Source organism: Leclercia sp. W6 (assembly GCF_003336345.1).
Lineage (GTDB): Bacteria > Pseudomonadota > Gammaproteobacteria > Enterobacterales > Enterobacteriaceae > Enterobacter.
In genome coordinates this window covers 3,946,026-3,963,459 of record NZ_CP031104.1, presented here as the reverse complement: position 1 = coordinate 3,963,459, position 17,434 = coordinate 3,946,026, and the positions used below count along the sequence as shown (strand labels likewise).

Sequence of the window (17,434 nt, the reverse complement as noted above, 5' to 3'; positions counted from 1 at the left end):
ATTTCATGCATTTCGTTGAAATTTAAAAAGTAATTCTTTTGCTGCTACGCTTATGTCAGTAAGCAAATCAAAAAAAGGCTATATTTCACTTTGCCCGTTGCGCATTTGTCCTGGATAATGCGCCGCGTTCATGTCCTCAAAATGGCGTAACGTCCTATGCTACATTTGTTTGCTGGCCTGGATTTCCATACCGGGCTTTTACTTTTGCTTGCTCTGGCCTTTGTATTGTTCTACGAAGCGATTAACGGCTTCCACGATACTGCAAACGCAGTGGCAACGGTTATCTACACCCGGGCATTACGATCGCAAGTTGCGGTGGTGATGGCTGCAGTGTTTAACTTCTTTGGTGTTCTTCTGGGAGGTCTGAGCGTAGCCTACGCCATTGTGCATATGCTGCCAACGGATCTGCTGTTGAACGTCAGCTCTGGTCATGGCCTTGCTATGGTCTTCTCCCTGCTGTTTGCTGCAATTATCTGGAACCTCGGTACCTGGTATTTCGGCCTGCCAGCATCCAGTTCCCACACGCTGATCGGCGCTATCATCGGTATTGGTTTAACCAATGCGCTGATGACCGGTACGTCTGTGGTGGACGCACTGAACATCCCTAAAGTTCTGGGTATTTTCGGTTCACTGATTATTTCCCCGATTGTCGGTCTGGTTGTGGCGGGTGGTTTGATCTTCCTGCTGCGTCGTTACTGGAGCGGTACGAAAAAACGTGCCCGTATCCACCTGACGCCAGCCGAGCGTGAAAAGAAAGACGGCAAGAAGAAGCCGCCGTTCTGGACGCGTATCGCTCTGATCATCTCTGCTATCGGCGTGGCTTTCTCGCACGGCGCTAATGACGGTCAGAAAGGCATTGGTCTGGTGATGCTGGTGCTGATCGGCGTGGCTCCGGCGGGCTTCGTGGTGAATATGAATGCTTCCGGTTACGAAATTACCCGTACCCGTGACGCCATCAACAACGTTGAAACCTATTTCCAGCAGCGTCCTGACCTGCTGAAAAAAGCGACCGGCGTTGACCAGTTGATCCCTTCTCCGGAAGCGGGCGCTACCAAACCGGCGGAGTTCCATTGCCATCCGGCTAATGCGATCAGCGCCCTGGAGCGCGCAAAAGGCATGCTGACGGACGTTGAAAGCTACGACAAGCTCTCCGTAGAGCAGCGTGGCCAGATGCGCCGCATCATGCTGTGCATCTCCGACGTCACCGACAAAGTGGCTAAGTTGCCTGAAGTCTCTGCCGACGACAAACGTCTGCTGAAGAAGCTGAAAGTCGACATGCTGAACACCATTGAGTACGCACCGATCTGGATCATCATGGCGGTCGCGCTGGCTCTGGGTCTCGGTACGATGATTGGCTGGCGTCGCGTAGCAACAACCATCGGCGAGAAGATTGGTAAGAAAGGCATGACCTATGCCCAGGGGATGTCCGCTCAGATGACGGCGGCAGTCTCTATCGGTCTGGCCAGCTACACCGGTATGCCGGTATCCACTACCCACGTTCTCTCTTCGTCCGTGGCGGGTACCATGCTGGTTGATGGCGGTGGTCTGCAACGCAAAACCGTGACCAGCATTCTGATGGCCTGGGTATTTACCCTGCCGGCATCCATTCTGCTGTCTGGCGGTCTGTACTGGATCTCCCTGCAATTCCTGTAATCGCATGCAGGTTACGCGAAGAGCGGGTCAGGTAACTGGCCCGCTTTTTTTTGCGCTCAATGCCAGATGAGGAGAGCTATCATGCTCACCACCACCAGGCCGCACAGTGCGCTGGTCAGGATGAACTGACGACGCAGGCGCTCACAGCGACGGATAAACTCATCATCATGATGATCGCGATAACGCTGGGCGTAGATATACCACACCAGGCGCATCTGTTTGCTGGGCTGCCCGTGCGAGGTAAAGAATCCCCCGCCGTCCACATATTGATAAAGCAACGGATCGCAGCCACGCAGTACCACTAATAGCGCGCGCAAGGATGAGAAATAACGCGCCATATTCACAATGCAAACCACACATAACGCCCAAAACAATGCGACGGTGCTAATCATACTTCCTCCCCGGCGTCCGCCCTCGAAGCAACGCTTCGGGACTACCGCACCCCAATGCCCTGACAGACGGTTCAGTGATAGAGAGACTCAAAAGCCGATCGGCTTCACATTTTATTATCCGAACGGCTTATTCAATAGTGTAGGAGATCCGTTAATTTTTTTGCCACAAGGTTAATCGTTATCAACACCAATGCTTGAAAATTTTGTTTAACTGGGCCGTAATGAAAGCAGGTAGACGACTGCTACACGCATTGGTCATCGATAACTTAAGGAAGGAGTAACACTATGGCTTATAAACATATTCTGATCGCTGTTGACCTCTCCCCGGAGAGCAAAGTGCTGGTTGATAAAGCGGTATCCATGGCGCGTCCGTACAATGCGAAAGTTTCCTTAATTCATGTGGACGTTAACTACTCCGATCTCTATACCGGCCTGATCGATGTGAATCTGGGGGACATGCAGAAGCGTATCTCTGAAGAGACCCACCATGCGCTGACCGAACTTTCCACGAATGCGGGCTATCCGATCACCGAAACCCTGAGCGGCAGCGGCGACCTGGGCCAGGTTCTGGTCGATGCGATTAAAAAATACGATATGGATCTGGTGGTCTGCGGCCATCACCAGGATTTCTGGAGCAAGCTGATGTCGTCAGCCCGTCAGCTGATTAACACCGTACACGTGGATATGCTGATTGTGCCGCTGCGCGACGAAGACGACGAGTAAGGCGGGATTGCCTGAATGTAGGCCGGGTAAGGCGAAGCCGCCACCCGGCTTTTTTTATTCCGGGGTGCCGGAATAGATATCAAACCGATGCCCTTTGGTGGTCACCGCATTAGTCGTCGCAACTTCAGCCAGCGGCGGCGCATAGTCAGGACGTTTCACCACCACCCGCTTCGTGGCCAGCAGACGCGCAGGCGCCAGCAGGTCATCAGCATCTAAATCCGGCCCCACCAGCGACTGAAATACCCGCATCTCTTTCTTCACCAGCGCGCTTTTCTGCTTATGCGGGAACATCGGGTCGAGATAAACCACCTGCGGGCGTGGGGTGATATCGGTCAGTGCCGTCAGGCTTGAGGCGTGGATCAGCTGTAACCGCTCCTGCAACCACGAACCAATTTCCGGGTCGGCATAGCCGCGCGCCAGTCCATCGTCGAGCAATGCCGCAACCACTGGATTGCGCTCCAGCATCCGCACCCGACAGCCCACCGAGGCCAGCACAAAAGCATCGCGCCCGAGTCCCGCCGTGGCATCCACCACGTCCGGCAGGTAGCTGCCCTTAATCCCGACCGCTTTGGCCACCGCTTCGCCGCGTCCGCCGCCAAACTTGCGCCGGTGCGCCATCGCCCCTCCGACAAAATCGACGAAAATGCCGCCGAGTTTGGGCTCGTCGCGCTTGCGCAGCTCCAGATGGTCCGGGGTCATCACCAGCGCCATCAGGTTTTCTTCATCGTGTTCCAGCCCCCAGCGGGCGGCAAGAACAGATAAGGCGCCGTCTCCGGCGCCTGTTTCATCAACTAAGTGAATCTTCACGAATCAACTAACCCTTGATGCCGTAATGCTCAAGCATCGCGTCCAGCTGAGGCTCGCGGCCACGGAAGCGTTTGAACAGCTCCATTGGCTCTTCAGAGCCGCCACGGGTCAGGATGTTATCCAGGAACGACTGGCCGGTTTCGCGGTTGAAAATCCCCTCTTCCTCAAAGCGGGAGTAAGCGTCTGCCGCCAGCACGTCGGCCCACAGGTAGCTGTAGTAACCCGCCGCATAGCCGCCCGCAAAGATATGGCTGAACGCGTGTGGGAAGCGACCCCAGGCCGGACCTGGAATAAGGGCAACCTGCTTCTTGATCTCCGCCAGGGTTTCGAGCACCTTCGCCCCCTGCTCCGGGCTGAACTCCGCATGCAGACGGAAATCGAACAGGCCGAACTCCAGCTGGCGCAGGATAAACATCGCCGCCTGGTAGTTTTTCGCTTCCAGCATCTTATCCAGCAGCGCTTTTGGCAGCGGCTCGCCGGTCTCGTAGTGGCCGGAGATAAACGCCAGCGCGTCCGGCTCCCAGCACCAGTTTTCCATAAACTGGCTCGGCAGCTCCACTGCATCCCACGGTACACCGCTGATACCGGCAACGCCTGCCGCTTCAATGCGGGTCAGCATGTGGTGCAGGCCGTGGCCGAACTCGTGGAACAGGGTAATCACTTCGTCATGGGTGAACAGCGCAGGTTTGCCGTTAACCGGACGGTTGAAGTTACAGGTCAGATACGCAACCGGCTTTTGCAGCGAGCCGTCGGCTTTACGCATCTGCCCTACGCAGTCATCCATCCAGGCGCCGCCGCGTTTATTTTCGCGAGCGTAGAGGTCGAGATAAAAGCTGCCGCGCAGTTCATTCTGGTCGTCATACAGCTCGAAGAAACGCACGTCTTCGTGCCACACTTCCACATCGTTGCGCTCTTTGGCGGTGATGCCGTAAATGCGTTTCACCACTTCGAACAGGCCGTTAACGGCTTTGTTTTCCGGGAAGTACGGACGCAGCTGCTCATCGCTGATGCTGTACAGATGCTGCTTCTGTTTTTCGCTGTAATAGGCGATATCCCACGGCTGCAGCTCATCGACGCCGAACTCCGCTTTCGCAAAGGCGCGCAGCTGGGCCAGCTCTTTCTCGCCCTGAGGACGGGCGCGTTTGGCCAGATCGGTTAAGAAATCGAGTACCTGCTGCGGGTTCTCAGCCATTTTGGTGGCAAGAGATTTGTCCGCGTAGCTGTCAAAGCCCAGCAGCTGCGCCAGCTCGTGACGCAGGGCAAGAATTTCCGCCATCACCGGGGTGTTATCCCACTTACCGGCGTTTGGGCCCTGATCGGATGCGCGGGTGCTGTAGGCGCGATACATCTCTTCACGCAGGGCCTGGTTGTCGCAGTAGGTCATGACCGGCAGATAGCTCGGAATATCCAGCGTCAACAGATAACCTTCCTGCTCTTTCGCTTCGGCTTGCGCTTTTGCTGCCGCCAGCGCGCTTTCCGGCATGCCAGCCAGCTCCGCTTCGTCGGTAATCAGCTTCGTCCAGCCCATGGTGGCATCCAGCACGTTGTTGCTGTACTGGTTGCCCAGCTCAGACAGGCGCGTCGCGATTTCGCCGTAGCGCTGCTGCTTCTCTTTTGCCAGACCGATGCCCGACAGTTCAAAATCGCGCAGCGCGTTATCAACAGCCTTTTTCTGCGCGATATTCAGCGTCGCATAGTGATCGCCATCGCGCAGGTCGCGGTACGCTTTGTAGAGCCCTTCGTGCTGCCCGACCCAGGTGCTGTATTCCGACAGCAGCGGCAGAGTTTGTTCGTAGGCTTCACGCAGTTCCGGGCTGTTTTTCACCGAGTTGAGGTGGCTGACCGGGGAGAAGATGCGGCCAAGCACATCATCCACTTCCGCCAGCGGCTGACACAGGTTTTCCCAGGTGTAGGGAGCGCCGTTCGCCACCACGCTCTCCACTGCACTACGGCAATCGTCCAGCGCTTTAGTGACCGCAGGGACAACATGTTCAGGCCGAATGGAGGAGAACGGTGGCAACGAAAAAGGCGTCAGTAATGGGTTGGTCATAAGCACTGTCCTGTTAAATGAGTGAATGAAGCGCACATCCTGCGCGAGCATAATGTTTCCAGGATGGGGTTAAGTGTAGTGAATTTCAATGGCTGCGGTGACAGAAAAAGCGTGGGCCCGACGGCGCTTTCCGGGCCTGCGGGTATTCTGTGTCGTTCTGCGGTAAACTGTGGAAAATCGTTTACTCAGTGGAATTCATCTACCCATGCTCAGTTATCGCCACAGCTTTCACGCGGGCAACCACGCCGACGTCCTTAAACACACCGTTCAGAGCCTGATTATCGAAGCGCTAAAAGAGAAAGATAAGCCTTTTCTCTATCTGGACACCCATGCTGGCGCGGGCCGCTATCAGCTAAGCGGCGAACACGCCGAGCGCACCGGGGAGTACCTCGAGGGCATCGCCCGCATCTGGCAGCAGGATGACCTGCCGGCGGAGCTTGAGCCGTATATCGGCGTGATCAATCATTTTAACCGCAGCGGCCAGTTACGCTACTACCCAGGTTCTCCGCTTATTGCCCGCCAGCTGCTGCGCGAGCAGGACAGCATTCAGCTGACCGAACTGCACCCGAGCGATTACCCGCTGCTGCGCTCTGAATTCCAGAAAGACAGCCGCGCGCGCGTGGAAAAATCGGACGGCTATCAACAGCTGAAAGCGAAGTTACCGCCAGTTTCCCGTCGTGGTCTGGTGCTGATCGACCCGCCATACGAAATCAAAAGCGATTACCAGGCGGTGGTTACCGGCATCAACGAGGGCTACAAACGCTTTGCCACTGGCACCTATGCGCTGTGGTATCCGGTGGTGCTGCGTTCCCAGATCAAACGCATGATCAAGGATCTGGAAGCGACCGGCATCCGTAAGATCCTGCAAATTGAGCTGGCGGTTCTCCCGGACAGCGATCGACGCGGTATGACCGCCTCCGGCATGATTGTGATTAACCCGCCCTGGAAGCTCGAAGCGCAGATGAATAACGTCCTGCCGTGGCTACACAAAAAGCTGGTCCCGGCCGGTACTGGCCATACTACCGTTAGCTGGATCGTGCCAGAGTAATTGCAGTCATCGATGGAAACTATTGATTTCAGGTATACAATCGCGGCAATTAACGATTAAGGATAAGACCATGACTAAGCATTATGACTACATCGCTATCGGCGGCGGCAGCGGCGGTATCGCCTCGATTAACCGTGCGGCCATGTATGGCCAGAAGTGCGCGCTGATTGAAGCGAAAGACCTCGGCGGCACCTGCGTTAACGTCGGTTGTGTACCGAAAAAAGTGATGTGGCATGCAGCGCAGATCCGCGAGGCCATCCACCTGTATGGCCCGGATTACGGTTTTGATACCACCATTAACAATTTCGACTGGGATCGCCTGATCGCCAGCCGCACCGCCTACATCGACCGTATTCACACCTCCTACGATAACGTGCTGGGTAAGAACAACGTCGATGTGATCCGCGGTTTTGCCCGCTTTGTCGATGCGAAGACGATCGAAGTCAACGGTGAAACGATCACTGCCGATCATATCCTGATCGCCACCGGTGGCCGCCCGAGCCATCCGGCTATTCCGGGTGCGGAATATGGTATCGACTCCGACGGTTTCTTTGAGCTGCCTGCTCTGCCGAAACGCGTTGCCATCGTTGGCGCGGGTTACATCGCCGTGGAGCTGGCGGGCGTGATTAACGGCCTCGGCGCCGAAGCGCACCTGTTTGTGCGTAAACACGCGCCGCTGCGCAACTTTGATCCGCTGATCGTCGATACGCTGGTGGAAGTGATGAATGCCGAAGGCCCGCATCTGCATACGGAAGCCATTCCGAAAGCGGTGGTGAAAAACGCTGACGGTAGCCTGACCCTTGAGCTGGAAGATGGCCGCAGCCAGACCGTGGATTGCCTGATCTGGGCCATTGGCCGTGAACCCGCAAACGACAACTTCAACCTGGCCGTCACGGGTGTCAAAACCAATGAGAAAGGCTATATCGTTGTCGATAAGTTCCAGAACACCAGCGTACCGGGCATCTACGCCGTGGGCGATAATACCGGCGCCGTTGAACTGACCCCGGTGGCCGTCGCCGCGGGTCGTCGTCTTTCCGAGCGTCTGTTTAACAACAAACCGGACGAGCACCTGGACTACAGCAATATCCCGACCGTGGTCTTCAGCCACCCGCCAATCGGTACCGTTGGTTTAACCGAACCTCAGGCGCGCGCGCACTATGGCGACGACCAGGTGAAAGTGTATAAATCCGCCTTCACCGCCATGTATACCGCGGTAACGTCTCACCGTCAGCCGTGCCGCATGAAGTTAGTGTGCGTCGGCCCGGATGAGAAGATTGTCGGCATTCACGGTATCGGCTTTGGTATGGATGAGATCCTGCAGGGCTTTGCGGTCGCGCTGAAAATGGGTGCGACCAAGAAAGACTTCGATAATACCGTGGCTATTCACCCAACGGCGGCAGAAGAGTTCGTGACCATGCGTTAATGCATGTAAATACTCGCTTTAAACCCCTCTGAAAAACTGGCAATACAGCGCCAGTTTTTCAGCTTTTATATGACATCAGAAAGATGAATCATATGCGTACTATTTTTGATGGAAAACATCATTTAGCAGTACAAATAATTCTGCGTCAGTTTCTACGCCGAGTTTTCGCATCGCATTACATTTATGCGCGCTAACGGTTTTAATACTTAGCGTCTTCATTTTCGCAATGTGTTGTAAATCCATACCATTGAGTAAATGCTTTAATACATCCATTTCACTTCGCGTCAGACTGGATATCATTCTGTCATTTTTATCATTGATATGAGAGAGAGCAGTGTAGATTTTTGGACTTAACACACGCCTCTGAGCAAACGCTTTTTTGAAGTAATTCTCAGTGTCTGCCATCGACTCTCCACGTGCGATCAAGCTGATATTTTGCTGATTAAATAATTTCCATAATTCTTTACTGTCATGACAAAAGGTATACACAACCATATTCAGGTTGGGGAATTGCGAACCCAGGTGTAACAAAGTATCCACCCCTTCCTGCAGACTTTCCTCTACGCTTTGCAGGTCGGTAATGAGAATATCGACCGACTGATACATCAATGCTTCTGAAATTTTACTCAGACTCGTCTCTTTAATCAGAATATTACATGTTGGCGCGATGGATTGAATGAGTGTCGACAGACCAAAAAGTGCCAGAGGGTGGCTGTCCATCAATGCGGCTGTTTGAGGCCAGAGGGAGATTAAGTTCATAGCGCTGCTGTTCCATGCTGTCTGGGAATTGCGCCCCGGTACTTATCTTTATGCAATCCCCATTCTTGGTATCTTATAAACGGGCGGCAGGGCCTGTTTTTGCCATCCACGTACATTGAGCATAAAGTTCACTGTCATTGTGATAGCCCAGTTTTATCATCGCATTACGCTTATGCGTACTCACGGTACGGACGTTGCGATAGAGAGTCTTCGCTATCCGGGAAACACTCAAGCCTGAAAACAGATATGCAAGCACATCCAGCTCGCGGGCGGTCAGCGGAGTGCCAGACGGGGCACTCTTAGAGAGCAACCGTTTCGCTTTAGGGCTTACCCACTGCCGCTCCCCTGACATGACGGCGGAAACACACTGTGTTAATGCCAGCACTGGCTCGTGTTTGAGTAAGATACCGTTGGCATGCGATGACACTAGCAGCTCAAGAATACGATGATCGCTAAAATCAGTGCATATTATAACCTTCATTGACGGATGAGATTCGTGCAGATGCGCCAACAACCGCAGCCCATCAAGCATCAATTCATTTTCACCGCAAATGTCCATGATAAGCAGCGCAGGCAATGTACTGGCAATAGCAGAGGGAATAGAGGCAAGGTTTTGTACGGCACCAATGGGTTCGACGATCCCGCACGTCTCCGTTAATACGCGCTTAATGCCCAGAGCAGTAACCGGGCTGGCGTCCATAATCAACACGCCTTCGCCCACGGAGACGGCGGGAGAAGGGCTTAATGGGACATGAGGCACAGGATTATTGATTTTATTCATCTACCTTCCTTGTATTCTCAGTAACGCCCCCTGCCGGGAACGTTACTGAGTCAGACGTTTTTATTTACTCGCAGATTCTTCCTGAAGCCGCGGTTATTACTGGTTACTGATAAGTAAAGGTAAGCTGCACTACGCCAAGGATCGACCCCGGTGTTGCGTTACCCTTAGAGCTGTACGCCCGCGCCTGCATATTGAAGGTCGTGCCCTTGCTGGTAGATTCTACGTCCTGAACCAGAGTTGAGGCATTACCCAGCGCCTGACCTGAGGCTGTGTTTTGCAGTTGGATTTGCACTTGTTCTGCTGTTCCGTTGTTCTTGTACATATCAGGCTCGTCCGTATCCGCCGTGCCGCTCAGCGCCATGGTAACTTTAGACGTGGTGGAAGGGCATTCGCTCACCGCAATGGCAATAGGTTTCCATTCAGTTGCCGATTTAGCCTCAGACAGATCCCCCGCCATGATATTCTGCCCCAAATCCACATTCACCCCGCCTGCAGGCACATCGATTTTGCACGGCGAGGCCTTGATGGTACCGGTGATATTCAGTACCGTATCAGCATTTGCAGAATAGGACAGCATGCCCGCAGCCAGACACAGCAGCAACGCAGGGGCTTTTCTCTTTTGATGTATTGAAAAAATTGAATCCTTCATTATTTTCCCTTACCGGTAGCGTCCGGAATTATTGTATTTCAGCACGAATGGTGGCTGTTGCGGTAAAGTCACCCGTTTCAGGCATTTTACCGGTGGTATTAAATGGAAATAAGGTAATCGCTGATTTTGCTATCTGGCTGGTATAATCCATATTTAACGGCAATTCTCCACCATTCGGATCAAGGTTATCTCCCTTTGAATCCTTAATTCTGACACCCACATCTTTATTGGTTGTCGATAAGGCAGTCGGATCATTCATATCCGGCGTTCCAGAGAAAGAGAGGCTGACCTTCACCCCTTCGGAAATATTGGAGCATTTCACATTTAAATTGACGTTGTGCGGCGTGAAGTTTTTAGCCATTTCGCCTTTCGTCGTAATATCGCCAGCCATAATATCGCCGAAAGGCACATCGATAGTGCCCCCGCCATTAATCACGCATGATTGCGGTACTGTAACTTTTCCGCTCATCCAAACCGTTGACACCGGCTCGCTGGACTGAGTCATTTTATCAGTAGCGATATACACATCGGTAACCTTAGTTACCGGAATGATTTGCTCACCCACAAAGGGCCGCCGGAAATAGAGGGAAATATTACCTTTCGAGCCGGTACTATAGAGAAAGCTTTTGCACCGGACCTCTGGGTTTTTATTGATCTCGCCGCTAAAAGGCGTCGCGACCATCTCTCTTCTTTCTCCAGCGATCCATACCTCGCTGGCCACTGCCAGATAGTCATTGATGGCGTAAAATTTCAGCTTACCGTCGGTATGTACCAGCTCTCTTTCAGGTACTTTTGCGGTAATCCAGGCGGGTCCGTAAGGTTTGGTGCAGTCACAGCTCACGAGATAGGTGCTGCCAAGGCTCCATTGATAGGCACCGTTAATCGTCCTTCCGGCAACGTTCTCGGAAGGATCTTTTAACGTGTAATCCATCAGAAAGTCATAGCGTTGCGTCCCGCTGTCTGATCTGCATGCGGCCGCCTGTACGGAGGTGCTCAACATCCAGCCCGCCAATGCCAGGCCGAATAATGCGCTGCTTTTTTTACCGGCGATACGACGCCATGGAATGTGGCGTGAAGTCTTATCTGCGACAAATGTCATCGTGCGTTCGGTCATGTCCATATCCCGCCTTACCGGCAGTCTCCATTAATAATTTGAATCCCCGCCGTGGCCGATTGCGAAGGTAACGTATAACTCACCCGACAGGTCTGCGCCTCTGCGTTACCCCATTTCGCCACAAGCGTTCCGGCATCGGCCATACCCGACAGATAAACCTGACCGCCATCGCCGACAATGCTGCCATCGTCTTTTGCGCCATCCTCCTTGCTCACCGTTGCACCGAAAGGCACCGGTTCGCCATTGGCACGGAGCAGCGTCATTAGCACACGTTGTCCGACACTCGGGTTAAAGTCTGCGCGCACGACGGCACCGCGGGTAGGAATGACTGACGCACTGGTCAGCGTCATATCCACATCTTCAGGCAAGGTTAAGGTATCAAGATAAATCTGGTTACGTCGGTATGCCGTGGCGTAAGGCACCACCGCATAGCCGCGCCAGTCGGTTGTCACACCGGTGTTGTTCGAGATGGTTACACCGTCCGCGCCCGGCGCTTTTACCAGCACCACGGTTTCATTGAGCGGCTGTGAAAGCGTTAAGCCGTTTTCATGCAAGACAATGCCGCCTTGCAAGCCATAATCCAGACGGCGCTGGCTTTTATCGTAACCATAACCCGCGTTAATTTCCCCGTATCCACCTCTGTAATCCGCGCTGGCGTAGCCGTTCGCCCCTTCTCCCTGAGAGGTATAACCCTGGGAGAGGCTGTAACTCAGGTTGTTATCAGCAAGCGCCGTACCGTTGAGACCAACGTTATTTGAGGTAGAACCATTTTTACTGCTGTTAAGGTTGTAGGTTGCGTAGCTGTTCGGTAGCCACTGACTCAATGGAACACTGACGTTCACGGCCACGATCTGATCGGTATAGTACGTCCGCTTTTTGTGCTGATCCTGACCATTGCGGCTATAGGTGTAGTTGATCCCGTAGGAGATCCCTTTCCAGGAGTTGTTATACCCAACACCAACCGATTCGGTAGAACGGTTGTTATTCCAGTAATCTTCTCTTACCAGATTAAGAGAGAACGCACCGGCTTTGTCCCCCAGGTTTTGACTCAAAACCAGCTCGGCACGGCTTTTCTTATGATCGTTAAACTGACCATTATTTCCGGTGTAGCTATCCAGCGCCTCCTGCAGCGTGTAAAAACCCGCAGTGGAATAGCGGTAGCTGGCAAGGCTGAAGTTGGTGCCGGTTTCAGCGAAACTTTTACCGTAGCGCAGACGGTACGACTGGCCGCTGTCTTTCTCTGCGTGTTCCAGCTTGGTCCATGCCTGCATAACGTCTGCAGAAAGCGCCCCGAAGCGGCCCAGGTTTTGCCCGATCCCCACAGCCAGCGACTGATATTTGCTCGCCGCCTGCATGCCGCCATATAGCGTCGCGCCGAACGGTAATCCGTACATGGCAGTGAGCTGCGAGAATAACGTCTTATCAACGTCGTCGTTATATGAGCGGTACTGACCACTGGTGACGCTATACTTCAGGCGGCCTTCACGCTGGAGCACAGGTACGGAAGCAAAAGGTACAATCATTGTTCGCTCGGTACCGTCAGCTTCTTTAATGATCACGTTCAAATCGCCACTACCCGCCGTCGGATAGAGGTCAGTGATGGCGAACGGACCAGCTGGTACATAGCTCTGGTAAATGACGTAACCATTCTGGTATATCGTTACCTGCGCATTGCTGCTTGCAATACCGCGTACCACCGGAGAATAGCCTTTCAGGCTGTCCGGCAGCATGTCTTCATCGGAAGCCAACTGTATACCGCGAAACGGTACGGAATCGAAGATTTCACTGGGTGAGGTGCTGTCGCCCAGGGTGAGCTGACTTCTTAGAATATGAATGTCGCGTTGCAGATAAGTGCTGATAGATTCCCAGCGCTCGTTTCCATCACTGTCGCGGTTCCAGGTCGAATAGTTACGTAGACGCCAGGCCCCCAGATTCGCTCCAGAACGCAAGTTCAGGTAATAGTTATCTGAGTTTCTACTGTCGCCATTTCGCGCCTCGGTATTTGCGCCGCTGAAGCTATAATTTACGAGTAATGCCGGAATGCCCTGATCCCACTTATCCGGAGAAACGTAACCACGAGCCTCGGCATTAAGCGCTATCTGCGGCATGCTCAATTCAAGGCGTTGTTGATCGAATCGAAATTTTGCCGAAGATTGCGCTATCGCACCGGTAAAGTTGGCGCATTCATCTGTGACCTTAATACCGGGGAACATACCAATTTTCACGCCTATTTCCTGCAATAGCTCTCCACTCAAACAGGGATAAAGGCTCTGATTACCGGCAGCATCAACAACAAGGGAAAATTTAATGTCACGGGTAACTACTTCTGATTCGTTAAGATAGATATCAACACGATAGGTGCCTGGTGCCTGTAAGTCGCCATCTTCGAAAATAGATAAATCCGCTTTTCCCTGGCCTGGATTATCGATTTCGAGTAACGCAGGATTAAAATATTCCGCTGCGTGCGTAAGGGCAGCCCCGCCCATTAAAAATGTTAACAAGCAGGCAAGACGAGTACGTGAAAAATGGTTCGAAGTATGGCTCTTCGTAATTTTATTCATATTATTTTCCCATATACAAACGCAGTCATTTGATAATAAAATTGATGACTAACGTTCTTCACTTCCATGCTCAATCAACGCAGCGACACTCTGGTGATTGAGTTCAAATACCAACAGTGAGAATTTTGCTTGTGCCGCCATAATCGTTAATAAACTGCCAGTTCAGCGAATTCCCTGAAACGTTGCCCGGCAAATCGAAGCTGGCCTCTGATTGCGGCGCAACCATAGTGGCGTTTTTTACTTCAATCCCATTGATATTAACTTTGAAAAAATTAATATAATTTGGGGATGGGTTAGTGACCTTCAACTGATTACCCATTCGTTTCCAGGTCAGGCTTTTGGCGGACTCTTCAAGGGAATTATTAACACCAGCGGGACGGAAAATGAGCTTAATACGCGTTTTCACTGCAATCTGTAGCGTATTTTCTTGCGATTTATTAGCAGAAGGAATCGATTTAATATTGAGCCAGAACATCGACTCTTTATTCTGTGGCAGATTGCCGCCCGCACGCACGATACGCAAAATGTTTTGCTGATTGCTGTCCAGTCGGAATAAAGGAGGAGTAACAATAAACGGTGCTTTATCAGTTTTTCCTGCGCCATCTACCCATGATTGAATGAGATAGACATTGTTGTCAGGGTTACTGACATTAATGGAACTTTCTTTTTTTGCGCCGTCATAAATTACCCGTGTACCTCCTACCACCACGCCCGCCTGCGCCGTCGTGACTAAGGTCATTAATAATGCAGCCACCCCTGTAGCGCGCCATCTATTCATGCTATCCCTGCCTGTCTCGAATGTTCAAAAAGACCAGAGGCATACCTTGCCTCCAGTCTGATTTAGATCAGTGAAAATTACTGATATACGATAGTGAACTGAGTAACAGCGTTTGCCTCACCCACAGTGACTTTATCAGACAGGGCGATATAACCTGCGCGGAAGCTCAGGGTGTTAGGACCAGTGCTGGTCAGGCTGTAAACAGATGAGTCGGTATACAGTGGAACGACTTTATTCTGAGCGTCAGTAATCTGAATACCGACTTCTTTAGCGGTCTTTTCACCTGCGGTCAGCGCCAGAATGCCATTGTCACCAGCTGCCTGCTCACCGTCGAAACGAACAACTGCACCTTTTACAGTATCCGGGCAATCTTTCAGTACCAGTTTGAACCCTTTAGTACCAGAGATATCGCCAGCAGCTTTGAATGCATTGCGGCTAATGTTACCCAGAATCACTGACTGATTCAGAGAATCTGCATCAACAGTACAAGCTGCATCGGTAATAGTACCGGTGAAGTTAACTGCGCCATCAGCAGCGATTGCTGAAGTAGCGAAAACGGAGGTAGCCATCAGAGCAACTGCCAGAAGATTTTTTTTCATTAATTTGTCCCTATTAAATATGTTACACGACAACGCTATGTCATTTCCTTTATTTAGTTCCTGAAGTCTCCACCGCAGTAAATAAAACGTTGGATGGGTTCCCCCTAAATCCCAACGATTCATGTCGAACTAAATTGGAGCACAATTTAATGAGATGGTAATTTCATGTCAATACTGATTCCCTTACTCGGCTTCCATTTATGTTTAACTTTCTATTTCAGTACGTTACGCTCTAAACCGTTGTTTTTATCCTATTTATCTGGATCGGTTTTTTCTTGTATTCATGAAACTTCTTATAGGGGCTCTAAATAAACAACAGAAAAATGAATGACGCTAAAATTTATTGCCGCTCATTTCACGAAATTTTACGCTGCGGCATGGCGATATATTAGTTTTAAGAACCAAAAAAAGTCATCTTAGTTTAACACCATTTCTTTTAAAGATTTTTTCACACCAAATTCACATAATTTATTTAAAACTTCCAGTATTACCCGTAGGACACAACAAATCTGCATCCTGAATAGTGCGGAATCCTGACTGATTTTTGATGAATCGCGTATCGTTTCCCCGAGCAAACTTTGTTAAAGCAGCCCCGCACTTTAACACTTGAGGCGCTACATTCATTGTTATCCTGACGGCCTCAAATAAGTTTCTCTGAAGTAATTCAGTTCGCTAATCGATACGGAAAAAAATAATTTATTTAAATGGTGAGCTAATGATTTATATTCTTTATCTATAGAAAACGACATCCGATAAGATACAGCCACACTTAAATCATACTTTAAAAGAATAATTATTGTTTTCTACGGCTGGAACTATGCGCTTACAAAATGATTTTATCCTGCTGTCAGTGGTCAGCACCATAGGTTATTTCTTAGATTTTTTGCGTACTTTTTGTGATGAAAAAGACGCTATTTTTTAGAATAGTGAGAAATATCTCAAATTTATACGATTCCAGACCTAATGCTCAGTAAAATAAACCTGGCAGGAGACTGTTTTTTTGTGTGAATAAAAAGACAGGACGCCTTGCGTCCTGTTTGAAGTGAATAGAATGTTGTCATTCTGATCAGGCGGAAAGGCCACCATCCAGAATAAGAGTTTGTCCGGTCATATAAGTGCTGTCGTCGCTCACCAGCCATGCCACCGCCCCAGCGACTTCGTTTACTGTACCGAAGCGTTTCATCGGAATGGTTTTGTGCAGCGCAGTCAGTTTTTCTTTAGGGATATTGGCCAGAATATCGGTGTCGATATAGCCGGGTAGCAAGCAATTGACCCTGACGTTAAAACGCCCTAACTCCACTGATAGCGTCCGTGCAAGGCCAATCATTGCCGCTTTACTCGCTGCATAGGCACTTTGACCACTATTGCCCTTCACGCCGGTAACTGACGACATCATGACTATAGAACCGCCACCTTCTATCAACATCGGCTTAAGCAGATGCTGGTTAAAATAGAAGACAGCATTTAAGTTCGTATCCATCACCTTACGCCAGTTATCCGGGTTTTGGTGAATGTGCAATTCATCAAGCGTGATACCGGCATTGTGCACTACGCCGTGGGGCGCACCGTAACGCGTCAGTAAATCAGTGGCGACACGCGCCACAGCCTGCTCATCACTTCCGTCACATTGATAGCTTTCAACCTTACCCGGCAGCGTTGCGCAGGCCTGTTCAACCTCCCGAGCCGCGCTTTCACCCTGATTCCAGGTAAATATCACATTATATTCTTTCGCCAGACGCAGCACCGTAGCACGTCCGATCCCACGGCTTCCGCCGGTGACTAATATCCATTTCCTCTGCATAGTTAAAGACTTTTTTCGCTGAGATACTGACATAGCTCGCGAAGCGTAATGTTCACATTATTTGTGAACAGTTCAGCTTCAATGGTGACGCCAAATTCTTTCTTTGCCAGCACCATAAGTTCCACATAATCCAGGCTATCGAGCTTTAGCTGATACAAAGGCATGTCCGGATCCAGATCTTCCATTTCCATGTCTTTTGCATCGCACAACATCTCACAAACTTTGCTATAAACTTCATCAAAAGGTGTCATGATTTATTCCTTTAATTCAGACTGTTGAATGTTATTTAGGGTTAA

The 17,434-nt window shown here is 51.1% G+C and carries 16 protein-coding genes; 4 read left to right on the top strand and 12 right to left on the bottom strand.

Annotated elements, in window-relative coordinates; genetic code table 11:
* Positions 1 to 156 precede the first annotated feature (156 nt).
* Entirely contained in the window at positions 157 to 1,653 is a 1,497-nt protein-coding gene (gene pitA, locus DVA43_RS19325) for an inorganic phosphate transporter PitA (protein ID WP_114316474.1), read from the top strand.
* 56 nt (positions 1,654 to 1,709) lie between these two features.
* On the opposite strand, the gene uspB is transcribed toward pitA, so the two are convergent.
* Entirely contained in the window at positions 1,710 to 2,045 is a 336-nt protein-coding gene (gene uspB, locus DVA43_RS19320) for a universal stress protein UspB (protein WP_032615027.1), read from the bottom strand.
* Between the two features lie 285 nt (positions 2,046 to 2,330).
* On the opposite strand from uspB, the gene uspA reads away from it, so the two are divergent.
* Positions 2,331 to 2,768: a universal stress protein UspA gene (gene uspA, locus DVA43_RS19315; protein WP_103177386.1), complete on the top strand. Its 438-nt coding sequence runs from the start codon at positions 2,331 to 2,333 to the stop codon at positions 2,766 to 2,768.
* 54 nt (positions 2,769 to 2,822) lie between these two features.
* Here uspA and rsmJ read toward each other — a convergent pair whose 3' ends face one another.
* A complete protein-coding gene (gene rsmJ / locus DVA43_RS19310; RefSeq protein ID WP_114316473.1) occupies positions 2,823 to 3,575 on the bottom strand; it encodes a 16S rRNA (guanine(1516)-N(2))-methyltransferase RsmJ in 753 nt (250 codons plus the stop codon).
* A gap of 7 nt (positions 3,576 to 3,582) precedes the next feature.
* Entirely contained in the window at positions 3,583 to 5,625 is a 2,043-nt protein-coding gene (prlC, locus tag DVA43_RS19305) for an oligopeptidase A (protein ID WP_114317170.1), read from the bottom strand.
* A gap of 205 nt (positions 5,626 to 5,830) precedes the next feature.
* Between prlC and DVA43_RS19300 the strand changes: the two genes are divergently transcribed.
* Both DVA43_RS19300 and gorA read left to right on the top strand, forming a co-directional pair.
* Complete coding sequence (locus DVA43_RS19300) at positions 5,831 to 6,673, top strand: 23S rRNA (adenine(2030)-N(6))-methyltransferase RlmJ (protein ID WP_103824741.1); 843 nt, start codon at positions 5,831 to 5,833, stop codon at positions 6,671 to 6,673.
* Positions 6,674 to 6,743: 70 nt separating this feature from the next.
* A complete protein-coding gene (gene gorA / locus DVA43_RS19295; RefSeq protein WP_114316472.1) occupies positions 6,744 to 8,096 on the top strand; it encodes a glutathione-disulfide reductase in 1,353 nt (450 codons plus the stop codon).
* A gap of 99 nt (positions 8,097 to 8,195) precedes the next feature.
* Here the strand turns inward: gorA and DVA43_RS19290 are convergent, their stop codons facing one another.
* The 9 genes from DVA43_RS19290 to DVA43_RS19250 form a co-directional block, all read right to left on the bottom strand.
* Entirely contained in the window at positions 8,196 to 8,855 is a 660-nt protein-coding gene (locus DVA43_RS19290; RefSeq protein ID WP_114316471.1) for a LuxR C-terminal-related transcriptional regulator, read from the bottom strand.
* Between the two features lie 73 nt (positions 8,856 to 8,928).
* Complete coding sequence (locus DVA43_RS19285; protein WP_246842247.1) at positions 8,929 to 9,636, bottom strand: response regulator transcription factor; 708 nt, start codon at positions 9,634 to 9,636, stop codon at positions 8,929 to 8,931.
* A 103-nt stretch (positions 9,637 to 9,739) separates the two neighbouring features.
* Positions 9,740 to 10,285: a fimbrial protein gene (locus DVA43_RS19280; RefSeq protein ID WP_114316470.1), complete on the bottom strand. Its 546-nt coding sequence runs from the start codon at positions 10,283 to 10,285 to the stop codon at positions 9,740 to 9,742.
* A gap of 28 nt (positions 10,286 to 10,313) precedes the next feature.
* On the bottom strand, positions 10,314 to 11,399 hold the full coding sequence (locus DVA43_RS19275; protein ID WP_168194670.1) for a fimbrial protein: 1,086 nt from the start codon (positions 11,397 to 11,399) through the stop codon (positions 10,314 to 10,316).
* 14 nt (positions 11,400 to 11,413) lie between these two features.
* Positions 11,414 to 13,960, bottom strand: a complete 2,547-nt coding sequence (locus DVA43_RS19270; RefSeq protein WP_114316468.1) for a fimbria/pilus outer membrane usher protein — start codon at positions 13,958 to 13,960, stop codon at positions 11,414 to 11,416.
* 103 nt (positions 13,961 to 14,063) lie between these two features.
* The gene (locus DVA43_RS19265; RefSeq protein ID WP_114316467.1) at positions 14,064 to 14,738 is read right to left on the bottom strand and encodes a molecular chaperone; all 675 of its coding nucleotides are present in this window, start codon (positions 14,736 to 14,738) and stop codon (positions 14,064 to 14,066) included.
* Positions 14,739 to 14,815: 77 nt separating this feature from the next.
* Positions 14,816 to 15,337 carry a fimbrial protein gene (locus DVA43_RS19260; RefSeq protein ID WP_103824734.1) on the bottom strand — a complete coding sequence of 174 codons (522 nt, stop codon included), beginning with the start codon at positions 15,335 to 15,337 and terminating at the stop codon, positions 14,816 to 14,818.
* A gap of 1,066 nt (positions 15,338 to 16,403) precedes the next feature.
* Positions 16,404 to 17,138: an SDR family NAD(P)-dependent oxidoreductase gene (locus DVA43_RS19255; RefSeq protein ID WP_114316466.1), complete on the bottom strand. Its 735-nt coding sequence runs from the start codon at positions 17,136 to 17,138 to the stop codon at positions 16,404 to 16,406.
* Between the two features lie 2 nt (positions 17,139 to 17,140).
* Positions 17,141 to 17,389 (bottom strand): acyl carrier protein, encoded by a 249-nt coding sequence (locus DVA43_RS19250; protein ID WP_103824732.1) that lies wholly within the window; start codon positions 17,387 to 17,389, stop codon positions 17,141 to 17,143.
* Between the last annotated feature and the right edge of the window lie 45 nt (positions 17,390 to 17,434).